14 protein-coding genes are annotated in these 14,131 nt (G+C 37.9%); 7 read left to right on the top strand and 7 right to left on the bottom strand.

Going from position 1 to position 14,131, the window contains the following annotated elements:
- Nucleotides 1-77 precede the first annotated feature (77 nt).
- From BBI00_RS02620 to BBI00_RS02610, 3 genes are all read left to right on the top strand, one after another.
- A complete protein-coding gene (locus BBI00_RS02620; protein ID WP_065397308.1) occupies nucleotides 78-536 on the top strand; it encodes a lipocalin-like domain-containing protein in 459 nt (152 codons plus the stop codon).
- Between the two features lie 71 nt (nucleotides 537-607).
- Nucleotides 608-1,264, top strand: coding sequence for a GDSL-type esterase/lipase family protein (locus tag BBI00_RS02615; protein WP_065397307.1), 657 nt, complete (start codon nucleotides 608-610; stop codon nucleotides 1,262-1,264).
- 9 nt (nucleotides 1,265-1,273) lie between these two features.
- Nucleotides 1,274-2,245 carry a tetratricopeptide repeat protein gene (locus tag BBI00_RS02610; protein WP_083988401.1) on the top strand — a complete coding sequence of 324 codons (972 nt, stop codon included), beginning with the start codon at nucleotides 1,274-1,276 and terminating at the stop codon, nucleotides 2,243-2,245.
- A 33-nt stretch (nucleotides 2,246-2,278) separates the two neighbouring features.
- On the opposite strand, the gene BBI00_RS02605 is transcribed toward BBI00_RS02610, so the two are convergent.
- The 3 genes from BBI00_RS02605 to BBI00_RS02595 all read right to left on the bottom strand — a co-directional run bounded on the left by BBI00_RS02605 (nucleotide 2,279) and on the right by BBI00_RS02595 (nucleotide 5,979).
- Entirely contained in the window at nucleotides 2,279-3,631 is a 1,353-nt protein-coding gene (locus tag BBI00_RS02605; RefSeq protein ID WP_065397305.1) for a DEAD/DEAH box helicase, read from the bottom strand.
- Nucleotides 3,632-3,710: 79 nt separating this feature from the next.
- A complete protein-coding gene (locus tag BBI00_RS02600; RefSeq protein WP_065399589.1) occupies nucleotides 3,711-4,220 on the bottom strand; it encodes a hypothetical protein in 510 nt (169 codons plus the stop codon).
- Between the two features lie 109 nt (nucleotides 4,221-4,329).
- Nucleotides 4,330-5,979 carry an ABC1 kinase family protein gene (locus BBI00_RS02595; RefSeq protein WP_065397304.1) on the bottom strand — a complete coding sequence of 550 codons (1,650 nt, stop codon included), beginning with the start codon at nucleotides 5,977-5,979 and terminating at the stop codon, nucleotides 4,330-4,332.
- Nucleotides 5,980-6,334: 355 nt separating this feature from the next.
- On the opposite strand from BBI00_RS02595, the gene BBI00_RS23215 reads away from it, so the two are divergent.
- The 3 genes from BBI00_RS23215 (at nucleotide 6,335) to BBI00_RS23205 (ending at nucleotide 7,149) form a co-directional block, all read left to right on the top strand.
- Nucleotides 6,335-6,502, top strand: coding sequence for a hypothetical protein (locus BBI00_RS23215; RefSeq protein ID WP_165602489.1), 168 nt, complete (start codon nucleotides 6,335-6,337; stop codon nucleotides 6,500-6,502).
- 79 nt (nucleotides 6,503-6,581) lie between these two features.
- A complete protein-coding gene (locus BBI00_RS23210; protein WP_165602488.1) occupies nucleotides 6,582-6,749 on the top strand; it encodes a hypothetical protein in 168 nt (55 codons plus the stop codon).
- A gap of 235 nt (nucleotides 6,750-6,984) precedes the next feature.
- Nucleotides 6,985-7,149, top strand: a complete 165-nt coding sequence (locus BBI00_RS23205) for a hypothetical protein (RefSeq protein WP_165602487.1) — start codon at nucleotides 6,985-6,987, stop codon at nucleotides 7,147-7,149.
- 136 nt (nucleotides 7,150-7,285) lie between these two features.
- Here the strand turns inward: BBI00_RS23205 and BBI00_RS02590 are convergent, their stop codons facing one another.
- Entirely contained in the window at nucleotides 7,286-8,788 is a 1,503-nt protein-coding gene (locus BBI00_RS02590; protein WP_065397303.1) for a carbon-nitrogen hydrolase family protein, read from the bottom strand.
- A 317-nt stretch (nucleotides 8,789-9,105) separates the two neighbouring features.
- Here BBI00_RS02590 and BBI00_RS02585 point away from each other — a divergent pair, with 317 nt between their 5' ends.
- Nucleotides 9,106-9,459: a nuclear transport factor 2 family protein gene (locus BBI00_RS02585; protein ID WP_065399588.1), complete on the top strand. Its 354-nt coding sequence runs from the start codon at nucleotides 9,106-9,108 to the stop codon at nucleotides 9,457-9,459.
- 98 nt (nucleotides 9,460-9,557) lie between these two features.
- On the opposite strand, the gene guaA is transcribed toward BBI00_RS02585, so the two are convergent.
- From guaA to purH, 3 genes are all read right to left on the bottom strand, one after another.
- The gene (guaA, locus tag BBI00_RS02580; protein WP_065399587.1) at nucleotides 9,558-11,087 is read right to left on the bottom strand and encodes a glutamine-hydrolyzing GMP synthase; all 1,530 of its coding nucleotides are present in this window, start codon (nucleotides 11,085-11,087) and stop codon (nucleotides 9,558-9,560) included.
- Between the two features lie 174 nt (nucleotides 11,088-11,261).
- The gene (purD, locus tag BBI00_RS02575) at nucleotides 11,262-12,500 is read right to left on the bottom strand and encodes a phosphoribosylamine--glycine ligase (protein WP_065397302.1); all 1,239 of its coding nucleotides are present in this window, start codon (nucleotides 12,498-12,500) and stop codon (nucleotides 11,262-11,264) included.
- 89 nt (nucleotides 12,501-12,589) lie between these two features.
- Complete coding sequence (gene purH / locus BBI00_RS02570) at nucleotides 12,590-14,107, bottom strand: bifunctional phosphoribosylaminoimidazolecarboxamide formyltransferase/IMP cyclohydrolase (RefSeq protein ID WP_065397301.1); 1,518 nt, start codon at nucleotides 14,105-14,107, stop codon at nucleotides 12,590-12,592.
- Nucleotides 14,108-14,131: the final 24 nt, after the last annotated feature.

The raw sequence follows: 14,131 nt of genomic DNA, 5'->3' as shown, positions 1-14,131 counted from the left end.
TTTGTTTAAAAAACAGTAATTTCATTACGGATATTTCAAATTTATTTATATTTTAGCATATTCTTAAATTTGTGAAAATGAAAAAACAGCTACTTTTATTTGCCTTTTCAGCCCTGGCACTTACTTCTTGTAAAGATGAAAATCTTGAAGCTTACGATATGGAAATCATGCAGGGAGACTGGAAGGAAGTTAAAAGGGAACTAATTTCCGGGAAAGATAAAACTGTGCTTAAGACTGAGGTACTTACAGGATGTGAAGCTAAGAACACATTATATTTAAAAACAGACTATTACGTGAGCTATACAGCATATACAGGGACAGGTACAGACTGCCAGCTGGATACAAAAACGGAAGGAAGATATACTTATGATGCAGGAACTAAAGTGATAGGAATCAAACTTGGTGGTGAAGGCTCTGTAGACTTTAAAATTGAAGTACTCACAAGCAAGGATTTAAAAATGGTTCAGCAATCCGGGCTGATGGATATGAATGGAGATAAAGTTCCGGACTACACCTATATTACCTATAAAAGATAAATCAACTATAAAAACTCCCTTTTAACCGGGAGTTTTTTATTACTTTTATCTCAAATTTAAAACTGAATATAATGAAGAAGATTCTATCAGCATTTCTACTGCTGTATTTTACCATTGCCTTTTCTCAGGAAAAAAAACCGATGTTCTGGCAGGACATTCAGGAATTCAAAAAACAGGATCAGCAAAACCCGCCTCCTAAAGATGCCATATTATTCCTGGGAAGCTCATCATTTACCAAATGGACTGACATCGCAGATTATTTTCCCGATAAAACCATTATCAACAGAGGATTCGGAGGATCCAGACTTACAGACCTGAATGATTTTGCTGACGATCTTTTAGCTCCTTATCAGCCGAAGCAGATCATTATTTATTGTGGTGAAAACGACTTTGCAGACAATCATCAGCTGAAAGCTCAGGTGGTAGTTGACAGGTACAAAAGTTTTTACAAAAAAATAAGGGAGAGATTTCCCAATATCGAAGTGGATTATATATCCATCAAGTATTCTCCGAGCAGAGAAGTGATCTGGCCGCAAATGAAAATTGCCAATAAAAAGATTGCTGCTTTTATGAAAAAAGAACCTCATGCAGAATTCATTGATGTTACCAAAGCTATGGAAGATTCCAACGGAAACGTTAGAAAAGACATCTTTGTAGAAGATATGCTTCACTTTAAACCGGAAGGATATAAAATCTGGACTAAGGTGATCTATCCTTATTTAAAATAAACTACAACCATGATAAAAAAACGACTAACCATTCTATTTTCAATTTTCATTTGCATACTGACTTTGGCTCAGAAACAGGACGCTAAGCTACCCGATACAAAGCAGATTTTAAAAGAAGTTTCAGAGACAAGCTGCAAATGTATTGACTCTATTAATTCTTACAATAAAACAAGGGAAGCGATCAATCAAGAAGTTCACTCATGCATTGATCCAAAAGTGCTACCTTATATGCTGAGTAAAGGCCTGAGCCAGGCTAATACACATATTGAACAGGACAACATTAAAAATAAGAAAGTAAATGTGACTATTAATTCCAATCCTGAGTCAGATGAATATAAAAAAGCTTATTATGAGATTGAAGCTTATTTGATGAAAAACTGTAATACGGCCAGAGAACTTGCCACCACTGCTGAAAGTAAACATGATAAAATCTCAAATGACCCTATAGCTCACGATTTTTATAAAAAAGCAATACAGGCTTCGGAAAAAGAAGATTGGAAAGAGGCGATTAAAAATTATAAATCGGCTCTGGAAAAAGACCCAAAGTTCGTCTATGCCTGGGATAATCTGGGAATCTGCTATAGAAGAACCGGGGACTATGACAAGGCGCTGGAAGCTTATAAAAAGTCATTAGCTATTGATCCCAAAGGTAAAATGCCTTTACAGAATATAGCGATTACCTATATCTACAAAAAGGAATATCAGAAAGCTATAGATGCTTATTCTGACTTCGATAAGATATACCCCGGGGATCCGGAAGTATATTATGGAATCGGGCAGATCTATTATGAGTATTTAAAGGATAATGAAAAAGCACTGAATTATATATGCAAGGCCTATTCTATTTACATAGAGCAAAAATCTCCTTACAGATCAGATGCCGAAACCATTATAGGGTACATCTACAAAAAAATGAAGGAAGAAAATAAACTTGATAAGTTTAAAGAAATTTTGAAAAGTAATAAACTTAATTTTGAATAAAATAAAAAAACTCCCGATGGGAGTTTTTTTATTTTATTTCTTTTTCTTCGATTTAGAAATCGCTTTTTGCTGTGCCCTGTTAGCTCCGAACTTTTTAGGTGCTTTTCTTTTGGAAGGCCCGCCCCAGTTTTCTTTCATGTTTTTGGCTTTTTTCTCGTGGAAAGCGCCTCCACCTTCATTCAGTTTTACCTGTGCAGGGTTTTTCATGATCACTTCATCTTTTTCAGAAGCAATCTTGTTCGGGTTAATTTTAACCTCTCCAGGGAAATCATTGAACTTTAATTCCTTATCCATCAGCAATTCAATGTCAAGGATTAAAGGTTCTTCCTTTTTGGTCACAAAAGTAATGGCTTTTCCATCTTTATCTGCTCTACCCGTTCTACCGATTCTGTGAATATACTGCTCAGGAATATCAGGAGTTTCAAAGTTGATCACGTGAGTAATATTGGAGATATCAAGTCCTCTCGCCATTACGTCTGTAGTAATCAGACCTCTGATCTCTTCATTTTCAAAGCTTTTCATAGCCTTCAACCTGTAATTCTGTGATTTATTGGAGTGGATCACATCGAACTGTTCAGGGAAAAGTTCATCAATTTTGGTAAAAAGAAGATCGGCATGTTTTTTATTGTTATTGAAGATCAACACCTTAGACATATCCGCATTGTTCTTCAACAGGTATTCCAATAAATTGATCTTCGTATTGAAGTTTTCAACTTTATAAGCAGTCTGTTCAATTTTCTCAAGCGGTGTTCCGGATTTTGCCAATGAAATTTCTACCGGGCTTGCAAAATATTCGTCCAGCATTTCATCTACAGCTTCCGTCATCGTTGCAGAAAACAGAATATTCTGCCTTTTCTCTTTCATCATTTCAAAAATGTGAGTCAGCTGTGGCCTGAAACCCAGGTTCAGCATTTCATCAAATTCATCAATGATCAGTTTCTGAACTTCTTTCAGAGAGATGGCATTGTCTATGGAAAGGTCCATCACTCTTCCCGGAGTTCCTACCAATATATCACATCCGTCATTGAATAACAGTTTTTGAGTATTGATATTCTTACCACCATATATACCGATAACTCTTGCGGTGATGTTTTCTGTAAGCTTCTCAAGGATTTCCGTTACCTGAACTACCAGTTCCCTTGTAGGAACAAGCACCAAAACAGTTGGATTTCCTGTTTTACTGTATTTCCATGTTTTCAGAACGGGCAGAAGGTAAGCTAATGTTTTCCCGGTTCCGGTCTGTGCAATTCCCATTACATCCCTACCGGAAAGGATAGGCTTCAGACTCTTCTCCTGAATGGGAGTAGGCTCAAATAATTCCAGATCCGCTAAAACATCAAGAATTTTAACCGGAAGGTCAAAATCCGCAAAAGTGAGTTTTTCCATTTTGCAAAGATAGGCAAATTAATTTTTTAAACTTTTGCCGGAAACATGAAGCTTTGTATGTTGAATTTTTTTCAGCTTTTTAGTTCACTTTCACACTTTTGCTGATAACTTTAATATCTTCATTTTCCCATTTGCTGGTTGTGATGATAACATTTCCTTTCTTTTTCGGGTCTTTTCTGATGGGAAACCGGTCTGCTTCCCACTGATTACAATGGGTGGCAATAGAAGGTACCAGAGGTTTCCAGCCTGTTTTACTTAAAGTATAGACATAGAAAGGATGCCAGCAGCTTGTACACCAGTTGGGAAAAAAACCGATATCATCTTTCCCGTCACCATTCAGATCTCCCAGATTGTATACAGCACCGCCTTTAGCAGGGGCAATCGTGAAAGGTTTTATAGTTTTATCGCTGAAATAGATCGTGGTTTCACATTTTCCGTCACATTCGTCACTGCAATCGGTGACTTTTGCATCAACATATTCTTTTGTTCCGTTTCCATCAAAGTCTCCCAGGATCTTTTCCTGTTTTTCTTCCTGGCCCATCATGAATGAACCGGAGAACAGTACAATGGGTATAATCAGTTTTTTCATAGTTATTTTTTTGGGGTGTGATTTTAAGTGCATGATGCGAGGTCCGGGATCAGGACTGTAAATACAGTATAAGTTCCCTAAATTATTCTTCCGGATTTCTTCGAATGCACTATTTTCTCGTTACTCTCAGCAAAAGTATCAAAACTAAAATAACTGAAAAGACAAATCCTAAGATAGCAACCAGAGACAATTCTCCTATTCTCGGGCCGGATTCGGAAGCAAAAACTATAGCGGTGGCAATGATATTGGCTCCGAGAATCATCGCTAAAATAAGGTTGATCACACTGGATTTAATCAGCTGATTCGTTTTTTCTATATTCTTGATCTCGCTGGAGACGGTAAATTTATTTTCATCCAGCTTCTGAAGAACGGAACGGAGCTCTTTTGGAATTTCATCAACGTTGTCCGTGAAGTTCATCATCCGGTCCATTCCTGTCTTTAAAATATTTTTCGGGCTGATCTTTTTGGTGAATATCTTTTTGGTATAAGGATGAAGGCTCTTTACGATATCAAGGTCAGGATTGATGTTTCTCCCTACACCTTCTATCAGGCTTATTCCTTTGAACAGGAGGTAAAAATAATCCGGCATGTACAGCCTGTTGTCCTTTAAAATATCCTTCATTTTGTTGATGATCACCTGTACATTGATTTCCTGTAATGAAGAACTGTGAACAAAGTTCAGGATATCTTCCACATCATTTTCGAATCTTCTTTCATCGGGAATTTCGTAGCTCACAGCCATTTTCTTCAGATAACGGACTATTTTATGGGAATTTTTGGCAACAAAGCTTACGATCAGATTTTCAAGGATTTCTTTATCATTAGGCTGGATTTTTCCTACGGCCCCGAAATCAATAAAAACAATTTTACCGTCTTTTTTTACCAGGATATTTCCGGCATGCGGATCGGCGTGAAAGAATCCGTAATCTAAAATCTGGGATACAAAGAGCCTCAATCCGGTTTCAGAAACTTTTACAGGATCAATACCATTGGCTAAAAGAATGGATTTATCCGTGACTTTTATTCCATCAATGAATTCCATACAAAGGATATTGTTGTTGGAAAATTCTTCGTAAACTTTTGGAACGTAAGTTTCCTTATTGTTTTTAAAATTAAGACGGAACTGCTGAATATTGTTTTTTTCGTTGATGAGGGATACTTCCTCCAGCAATGATTTTTCAAAAGTGGAAATCGCCTGCTTCAGATTAAGCTTCTCTCCTATTTCCGAATAGGCAGACAAGAGTTTTTCAAGGTCTTTGATCAGGAGCAGATCATCTTCTATCACAGACTGTACATCCGGTTTTCTGAGCTTCAGGATGACCGGGCTGCCGTCTTTTAAAACAGCCTTATACACCTGTGCAATAGAAGCAGTAGCCAAAGGCTCCTTCTCAATCTCCAGGAAATGGTCTTTCACGGAAATATTGAATTCATTTTCCAATGCTTCCTCTACATCCATATCTACAGTTTCCACCTTATCCTGAAGTTTCTGAAGCTCCTGGATCAGTTCGGGCGGCAAAAGGTCTTCCCGGCTGCTGAAGGTCTGTCCAAGCTTTACAAAGGTAGGTCCCAGTTCTTCAAGAGCCAGTCTGATCCTTTCATAGACGGTGCCTTTGGAAATAATTTCATCCGGATTTCCTGAAGTTTCTTCCTGTTTATTTCCTCCGTTCATCCTTGCCAGAAGGTCTTTAAAACCATATTTACTCAATACGGATATCAGTCTGGCGGATCTTTTCAGTTTTCTTTGCTGCTTGTCAAACATAGTCTATTAATAATAAGTGCAATTTACTCCAAAAAGCATTCCTATTTTTCATTATATTCGGACAAAGTTCTCGCATTAGATCCAAAAATTATCAGGGAGAAGTATTATTATCATCAGGACAGAAAGAAAAAGCCTGTAAAAGTTTATTGAAAAGTAAGCAGCTAGGCAACAATAGGATTGATGATGTCATTGCCAAAGCAAAGTGCACAGAGATTAAAAATTAAAAATATCAACACGATATCAGTATTTTAGAATAATAAATTCAATCATAATAAGAAAACACTACAACATATCGTATATTTTTCTATATTTACAATGTACAAAACATTAAAACAAACCAAAAAGTATTTACAACATGAAAAATTTACGTAACAGCAAACTTTCAAGAGAACAATTAAAAGGAATTTCAGGAAGCGGTATTATCATCGGTGGCAGCTGTTCAAATGAATGCTGTCCAACTGACGGAAGACCAAGATGTCCAAGACTGATCTGCCCAGCTGTAGTTTGCCCTCAGTATTTATAGGATTAAATTTAAGGTAAAAACAGGGTACAGTGTATGCTGTTTGTAATTAAGTACTATTAAACCAATCAAAAAAATCAGCATGAAAAATTTACACAAAAGCAAACTTTCGAGAGCTCAGTTAAAAAAGGTTTCAGGGAATGGTATTATCATCGGTGGCAACTGCTCATACGAGTGCTGTCCTACTGACGGAAGACCTTCATGTCCGGGACTTATCTGCCCTGACGTTCTTTGCCCACAGTATGTATAAGATAATCATTAAATTTTAGGTAAATAAAAACAGAATGCTCCCGGGTATTCTGTTTTGTTATATAAACCTTAACGCAACGCCCACAAGGAGCAGAGAATATTATTTTTCCGATGGCAGGGCACTATGTTCCATTAAGCATTTTACAGAGTATATTCTTTCTTTGTTTTTACCACAATAAACCTGATAAGACATCGTTTTTATAGTACACTATTAAAACTAATCAAAAATATTCAACATGAAAAATGTACGTAACAACAGACTTTCAAGAGAGCAATTAAAAAAAGTCTCAGGAAACGGCCTTATCATCAGTGGCTGCACCTACGAGTGCTGCCCTAAGGATGGAAGACCTTTATGCCCGGGCTATTACTGTCCTGCTGTAATCTGTCCGGAATACATGTAGGAAAAACGCCATATTATTATTAAAGAGCAGAATTTATCTGCTCTTTTTTGTTTTTCAGACTCAGGTTAGGAAAGCTGGAAGCTGATAGCTTTCAAAACTTTCAGCTCCCGGCTTTAATCATATTAAATCAGAAATCTTATTTAAGGTAAGTATCATAAAGGTCTTTCCGGCGGTCTTTCATCACCTGAACGGAACCGTTATGATGAAGGTCTTTCAGCAGATTCAGATCTACGTCTACAATTAAGGTCATTTCGGTATTGGGAGTGGCTTCTCCTTTTACAGCATTGGAAGGGAAAGCAAAATCTGAAGGGGTAAATACCGCAGCCTGCCCGAACTGGATATCCATATTGTTCACTTTCGGGAGGTTCCCTACGCAGCCGGCAATAGCCACATAACATTCGTTTTCTATTGCTCTTGCAGCAGCGCAATGGCGAACTCTCATATAAGCATTCTGGGTATCTGTCAGGTAAGGAACAAACAGGATTTTCATCCCCTGATCAGCGAGGATTCTTGGTAACTCCGGGAACTCTACGTCATAACAGATGACCAGGCCTATTTTACCACAGTCGGTATCAAATACTTTGATTTCATTACCGCCTTTCATTCCGTAATATCTCTTTTCATTCGGGGTGATATGAATTTTTCTGTATTCATCCATACGGCCGTCACGGTGAAGGAGATAGCTCACATTATACAATTCATTGTTTTCAAAAACAGGCATACTTCCGGAAATAATATTCACGTTGTAACTGATGGCCAGCTCTGAAATTCTTTCTTTGATATCTTCAGTAAGTTTTGCCAGTTCTATCATACTGTCTCTTTCCGAAAGGTTATTGAAGGGAGCCAGCAGAGGGGTGTTGAAGAGTTCCGGGAACAGCACGAAGTCTGATTTATAGTCTCCCATTACATTCACAAAGAATTCCACCTGCTCATAAAAAGCGTCTATATCTTTAAAATGCCTCATCTGCCATTGTACCAATCCCAGGCGGATGATGCTGTCCTGCATGGTATTCGGGTTTTTGCTGTAATAGATATTATTCCACTGCAAAAGAACTGCATTCTCCTGTGAAGCTTCATCTTCGGGAAGGTATTTTTTCAGTACTCTGATCGGCAGGAAATTATTTGAAAGCTGAAAAGACAGTACAGGATCATAAATTTCTTTATCCCTCACCTTTCGAATATATTCTCTTGGAGAAAGCTCATGGCTGTATTTATGATAGTTCGGGATTCTTCCGCCCAGAATGATTGATTTTAAATTTAATAATTCGCACAATTCTTTTCTGGCATCGTACAATCTTCTTCCCAGACGCAGTTCTCTGAATTCGGGATCTACAAAAACCTCTATTCCATATAAAACATTTCCTTTTGAAGTGTGGGTATTGAAGGTATAATTTCCAGTAATATCACTATAGGTATGATCATCCCCGAATTCGTCATAATTCACAATAATAGACAGCGCCACTGCAGCCAGTTTTCCGTCTACTGTAATACAAATCTGGCCATCCGGAAACATTCTCGTGAGTTTTTCAATACTTTTCTTAGACCATATTGATTCGGACATTTGCGGATAAGCCCTTTTCATTGTTTGTGCCAGTTCATCATAATCCTGAACGTTCAGGGGTCTTGTTTCTATTTGCATCTGATGTAATTTTACTTAAATTTAAGGAAAATTTTGCAACTTATAAACTTCCCTTTTAGACGGGATTGTAAACTCCGTCACATTGCATTTTTCATTTCTATATGAAACCATATACATGGATGTCAGTAAGCCTTATATTTATTTTAATATTTTTACTCCGATACAATAATTAATGAATAAAGGCTCTCATTATAAGCCTTAAACAACATTTTTTTTAATAGCTTTATGATTAAATTAATAATTTGTTCTTCTTGAAGCCAGATATATAATGTAAAAGAAATTCTGGATAAATACCGAACAATAAAACCCAAATGACTATGACCCCTAAAGAAGTTCTGAAAGAATGGATTGATAACTTTAATGCAGCTGACGCAGCTGGTATTGCGGAACTATATGCAGAAGACGCAGTAAACCATCAGGTTTCAAATGAGCCGGTAGTAGGTAAGGCCGCTATTTATGAAATGTTTGTAAATGAATTTGCAACTGCTAAAATGGTTTGCAACGTAGAAAATATTTTTGAAGATGGAGAGTGGACTATAATGGAATGGAAGGACCCTCTCGGACTTCGCGGATGTGGTTTTTTTCATGTAAAAAACGATAAAATCATATTTCAGAGAGGATACTGGGATAAACTCTCATTTTTAAAGCTACATCATCTCCCTATTGAATAATAAAGTAATCGTCATTTACAAGAACATTTGAACAGGTATTGAATATAAAAAAATCCCACCCAAACGGGCAGGATTTATATATGAAATTCAAGTCTAAATTATTCCCACTCAATGGTTGCAGGTGGTTTGCTTGAAATATCGTAAGCTACTCTGTTGATTCCTCTTACTTCGTTGATGATTCTGCTGGAAACAGTATCTAGGAACTCGTAAGGAAGTCTGCTCCACGTTGCCGTCATAAAGTCGATGGTGTTGGCAGAACGTACTACTGCTGTGTACTCATAAGTTCTTTCGTCACCCATTACTCCTACAGATTTTACAGGAAGAAGCACTACGAAAGCCTGAGATACTTTTTCATAAAGGTCATTTTTGTACAGTTCCTCGATGAAGATATCATCAGCTTCCTGAAGGATTCTTACTTTTTCAGCGTCTACAGCTCCCAATACTCTGATTCCCAGTCCAGGTCCAGGGAACGGGTGTCTGTATACCAAATGGTGAGGAATTCCCAATTCTTCTCCTACTTTTCTTACTTCGTCCTTGAAAAGCTCTCTTAACGGCTCCAGTAATTCGAATTCCATATCTTCAGGAAGTCCTCCAACGTTATGGTGAGATTTGATCACTGCAGATGGCCCGTTAACAGACTGGCTTTCGATAACATCAGGATAAATGGTACCCTGTGCAAGGAATTTAGCGCCTTCAATTTTATGGGATTCTTCATCAAAAACATGGATAAACTCGTTTCCGATGATCTTTCTCTTCGCTTCAGGATCATCTACTCCTGCTAATTTTGAAAGGAACCTTTCTTTAGCATCCACCATTTTAATGTTCATATGGAAATGTTCTCCATACTGGTCCATTACTTTTTTACCTTCATCCTTTCTCAATAATCCCGTATCTACGAAGATACAAGTCAACTGATCCCCGATTGCTTTATGGATCAGAACAGCCGCTACAGAAGAGTCAACACCACCGGAAAGTCCAAGGATCACTTTATTGTCTCCTACTTTCTCACGGATTTCTTCAACTGTTTTTTCGATATAGTTTGTCAGTTTCCAGTTTTTCTCTGCATTACAGATTCCGAAAACGAAATTTTCAAGCATTTTTCCTCCTTCTTCCGTATGAGAAACTTCAGGGTGGAACTGAACACAGTAGATTTTCTGATCTTCATTGGAGATAGAAGCAATCACTCCGGATTTTGCATTCAACTCAAAGCCTGCAGGCAGCTCTCCTACTTCGTCAAAGTGGCTCATCCAAACTACAGAGTTCTGGGTAACACCTTTCAATAAAGAGCTTTCCTTAACGATCTCAAGATTAGCTTTTCCGTACTCTCCTTTTTCCCCTTTGTTTACTTTTCCTCCTAAAAGGTGAGCGGTCATCTGCATTCCGTAGCAGATTCCCAAAACAGGAACTCCCTGCTCATATAAGGCTTTTTCAACCAAGTGGGCATTTTCTGCGTTCACAGAGCTCGGTCCGCCGGAAAGGATAATTCCTTTCGGCTGTTTTGCTAAAATATCTTGTAATGGTGTATTGTAAGGTAAGATTTCAGAATATACCCCCATCTCACGGATTCTTCTTCCGATAAGCTGGTTGTACTGGGATCCGAAATCTAAAATAATAATACCGTTGTTCATTTTTGATAATTGATAAATGATAATTAATTTAATGGCTTCAAGCAATAAGCTTTAGGCAGTAAGCTGTTTTATAATACAATAAGCTTACTGCCTTTAGCATACAGCTTACTGCTTACTTAACTGTTTTACAAAAAAAGACTTGGAATGGCTCCAAATCTTTTTTCGTGATTTTTATTAAAACTTTCCGATGTCTTCTCTGTAGAAGCCGTAATCGAAATGTACGTGACCTGCGTCTTCGTAAACCTTTTTGCGGGCATCTTCGAAAGTAGCACCTGTAGCTACAATGTTGAGAACTCTACCACCGTTGGAAACCACTTTGTCTCCTTTTCTGACAGCACCTGCGTATAATAGTTTACTGTGTTTTACTTTATCTTCTCCTGTAATTTCGAACCCTGTTTCGATGTTTCTAGGATATCCTCCTGAGCACATTACCAGACAAACTGCTTTTTCGTCTTTAAATTTAAGCTCAATATCTTTTCCTTCCATACAGTCCTGGATCACGTCTAAAAGATTGTTTTCCATAAGCGCCATCAACACCTGAGTTTCAGGATCTCCGAATCTCATGTTGTATTCAAGAAGGTAGGCACCGTTCTTAGTTACCATCAGTCCGAAGAAGATGATTCCCTTGAAGCTGAATCCTTCTGCTTTAAGACCTTTGATGGTAGGCTCAAGGATATTCTGCTCGAAGTCTGCATAGTGTTCCTGAGTGAATTCCGGGCTTGGTGCCACAGATCCCATACCTCCTGTATTCGGTCCTGAATCACCGTTTCCGGCTTTTTTATAGTCTTTTGCCGCTACACATGGGAAAAGTTTTTCACCATTAGAAAAAGCAATGATAGAAGCTTCAAAACCTTGTAAATATTCTTCGATAACTAAACGGATACCGGCATCTCCATAGATTCTTCTGATCATAAAATCATGAATCGTAGCTTCAGCTTCTTCAAGGGTGTCACAGATAACAACTCCTTTACCGCCTGCCAAACCGCTGGCCTTGATCACTAAAGGATACTGCTGTGTCTGAACGTATTCTTTAGCTTCGTTATATGAATCAAATACTACAGCTTTAGCTGTTTTGATATCATAGGTCTGCATAAATTTCTTAGAAAAAGCCTTACTTCCTTCCAGGCTTGCCACTTTCTGAGTAGGGCCGAAAACTTTAAGATCGTGTTTTTTAAACTCATCCTTTAAACCAGCTACCAACGGAGCTTCAGGACCTACGATCGTAAGATCAACTTTTTCTTTAATAGCGAAATCTCTAAGTTCTTTGATTTCTGATAAATGAACATTTTTCCCTATTACATCGGTAGTAGCATTCCCGTTGGCGAAAAACATTTTAGAAATTCTCGGGTCATTCTGAAGCTTAGCTGCTAAAGCAGATTCTCTACCGCCTTCACCTATGATTAATATTCTCATACTTTATTTATTATCTAGTCTTAATTTACAAATATATAATTTTGAATGCTAAAAATACAATCCCTTATTATTTTTTAATTCTATTTTAATTAGTGGAAAAAGTGTCTTACTCCTGTAAACATCATTGGGATACCGTGCTCATTTGCAGCTTCTATACTATCCTGATCTTTTACACTTCCACCCGGCTGAATAATTGCCTTGATGCCTTCCTGAGCGCAGAAATCTACCACATCACGGAAAGGGAAAAATGCATCTGAAGCCAATACCAAGTCTCCGGAGAATTTCTCTTTTGCTCTTTCAATCGCCTGCTGGGTAGCCCAGATTCTGTTGACCTGTCCGCCACCGATCCCGAATGCCTGGATTCCGTTGGAAACAACAATAGCGTTAGACTTCACATATTTTACGACTCTCTGAGAGAAAAGCAATGCTTTTTTCTGCTCTTCCGTAGGCTGTACCTGTGTAACTACTTTGATATCATCAGAGAAATGAAGGTCGTTATCCTGAACCAGGATTCCACCGTCTACTTTCACCCAGGTCTGTTTGTCAGAAACAGGATTTACAATTCTGATGATTCTTAGGTTTTTCTTTTTTCTTAAAATTTCAAGAGCTTCCTCATCGAATTCCGGAGCCATTACGATCTCAAGGAATGTTTTGTTTAATTCTTCTGCTGTTACCGCATCGATTTTATAGTTCATTGCAACAATTCCGCCAAAGATGGAAACCGGATCACATTCGAAGGTCTTCTGGTAAGTTTCCAATGCTGTAGTTCCGATCGCTACTCCACAAGGTGTAGAATGTTTTACGGCACAACAAGCCATCTCTTCTTTGAACTCGTTTACTACTTTCCAGCAAAGGTCCATATCACGAAGGTTATTGAAAGAAAGCTCTTTACCTCCAAGCTGTTCGAAGTCTTTCATTGCTCCGTTCTCGAAAGTAGAAACGTAGTACGCTGCTGTCTGATGAGGGTTTTCACCATATCTCAGGTCAGAAACTTTTTTGTAGGAAGCATTTAAATACGTAGGATATTCCTCGTCTAAAAGCATTCTTGAAATAGCAGCATCATAAGCTGAAGTAAGGTTGAATACTTTTCCTGCAAGCTTTTTACGGGTTTCAATGTATGTATCCCCGTTTTGCTCCATTTCCAGTTTTACTGTTGTATAATCTTCCACATCAGTAATTACCGTCACAGAATCAAAGTTTTTTGCTGCAGAACGAAGCATTGAAGGACCACCGATATCGATAAACTCTACTTTCTCATGTAAGGAAATGTCTTTGTTTACATTTTCAAAGAAAGGGTAAAGGTTTACGATCACCATGTCGATCAATCCGATCCCGTGCTCCTGAACGGTTTTCATGTGCTCTTCATTGGCACGTACAGCAAGAAGTCCTCCGTGAACTTTCGGGTGTAATGTTTTCACTCTTCCGTCCAGCATTTCAGGAAAATCGGTTACCTCATCAATCTGAATAGGATTTAAACCAGCGTCTTTCAAATGTTTGAACGTTCCTCCTGTGGAGATCAACTCATAATTCTGAGCTTCCAAAAACTGTGCGAATTCTGTTAATCCACTTTTGTCAGAAACACTGATTAAAACTCTCTTTTTACTCATTTTACTTTCAATTTTTTACTTTTT

It is taken from the genome of Chryseobacterium arthrosphaerae, assembly GCF_001684965.1.
GTDB lineage: Bacteria > Bacteroidota > Bacteroidia > Flavobacteriales > Weeksellaceae > Chryseobacterium > Chryseobacterium arthrosphaerae.
The sequence above is the reverse complement of the archived record's forward strand: the minus strand, read 5'-3'. Positions and strand labels throughout refer to the sequence as shown.

Bases quoted from the DNA above. Each gene is read 5' to 3' on its own strand.
- BBI00_RS02620 (WP_065397308.1), top strand. From the start codon at position 78: ATGAAAAAACAGCTACTTTTATTTGCCTTTTCAGCCCTGGCACTTACT.
- BBI00_RS02615 (WP_065397307.1), top strand. From the start codon at position 608: ATGAAGAAGATTCTATCAGCATTTCTACTGCTGTATTTTACCATTGCC.
- BBI00_RS02610 (WP_083988401.1), top strand. From the start codon at position 1,274: ATGATAAAAAAACGACTAACCATTCTATTTTCAATTTTCATTTGCATA.
- BBI00_RS02605 (WP_065397305.1), bottom strand. From the start codon at position 3,631: ATGGAAAAACTCACTTTTGCGGATTTTGACCTTCCGGTTAAAATTCTT.
- BBI00_RS02600 (WP_065399589.1), bottom strand. From the start codon at position 4,220: ATGAAAAAACTGATTATACCCATTGTACTGTTCTCCGGTTCATTCATG.
- BBI00_RS02595 (WP_065397304.1), bottom strand. From the start codon at position 5,979: ATGTTTGACAAGCAGCAAAGAAAACTGAAAAGATCCGCCAGACTGATA.
- BBI00_RS23215 (WP_165602489.1), top strand. From the start codon at position 6,335: ATGAAAAATTTACGTAACAGCAAACTTTCAAGAGAACAATTAAAAGGA.
- BBI00_RS23210 (WP_165602488.1), top strand. From the start codon at position 6,582: ATGAAAAATTTACACAAAAGCAAACTTTCGAGAGCTCAGTTAAAAAAG.
- BBI00_RS23205 (WP_165602487.1), top strand. From the start codon at position 6,985: ATGAAAAATGTACGTAACAACAGACTTTCAAGAGAGCAATTAAAAAAA.
- BBI00_RS02590 (WP_065397303.1), bottom strand. From the start codon at position 8,788: ATGCAAATAGAAACAAGACCCCTGAACGTTCAGGATTATGATGAACTG.
- BBI00_RS02585 (WP_065399588.1), top strand. From the start codon at position 9,106: ATGACCCCTAAAGAAGTTCTGAAAGAATGGATTGATAACTTTAATGCA.
- guaA (WP_065399587.1), bottom strand. From the start codon at position 11,087: ATGAACAACGGTATTATTATTTTAGATTTCGGATCCCAGTACAACCAG.
- purD (WP_065397302.1), bottom strand. From the start codon at position 12,500: ATGAGAATATTAATCATAGGTGAAGGCGGTAGAGAATCTGCTTTAGCA.
- purH (WP_065397301.1), bottom strand. From the start codon at position 14,107: ATGAGTAAAAAGAGAGTTTTAATCAGTGTTTCTGACAAAAGTGGATTA.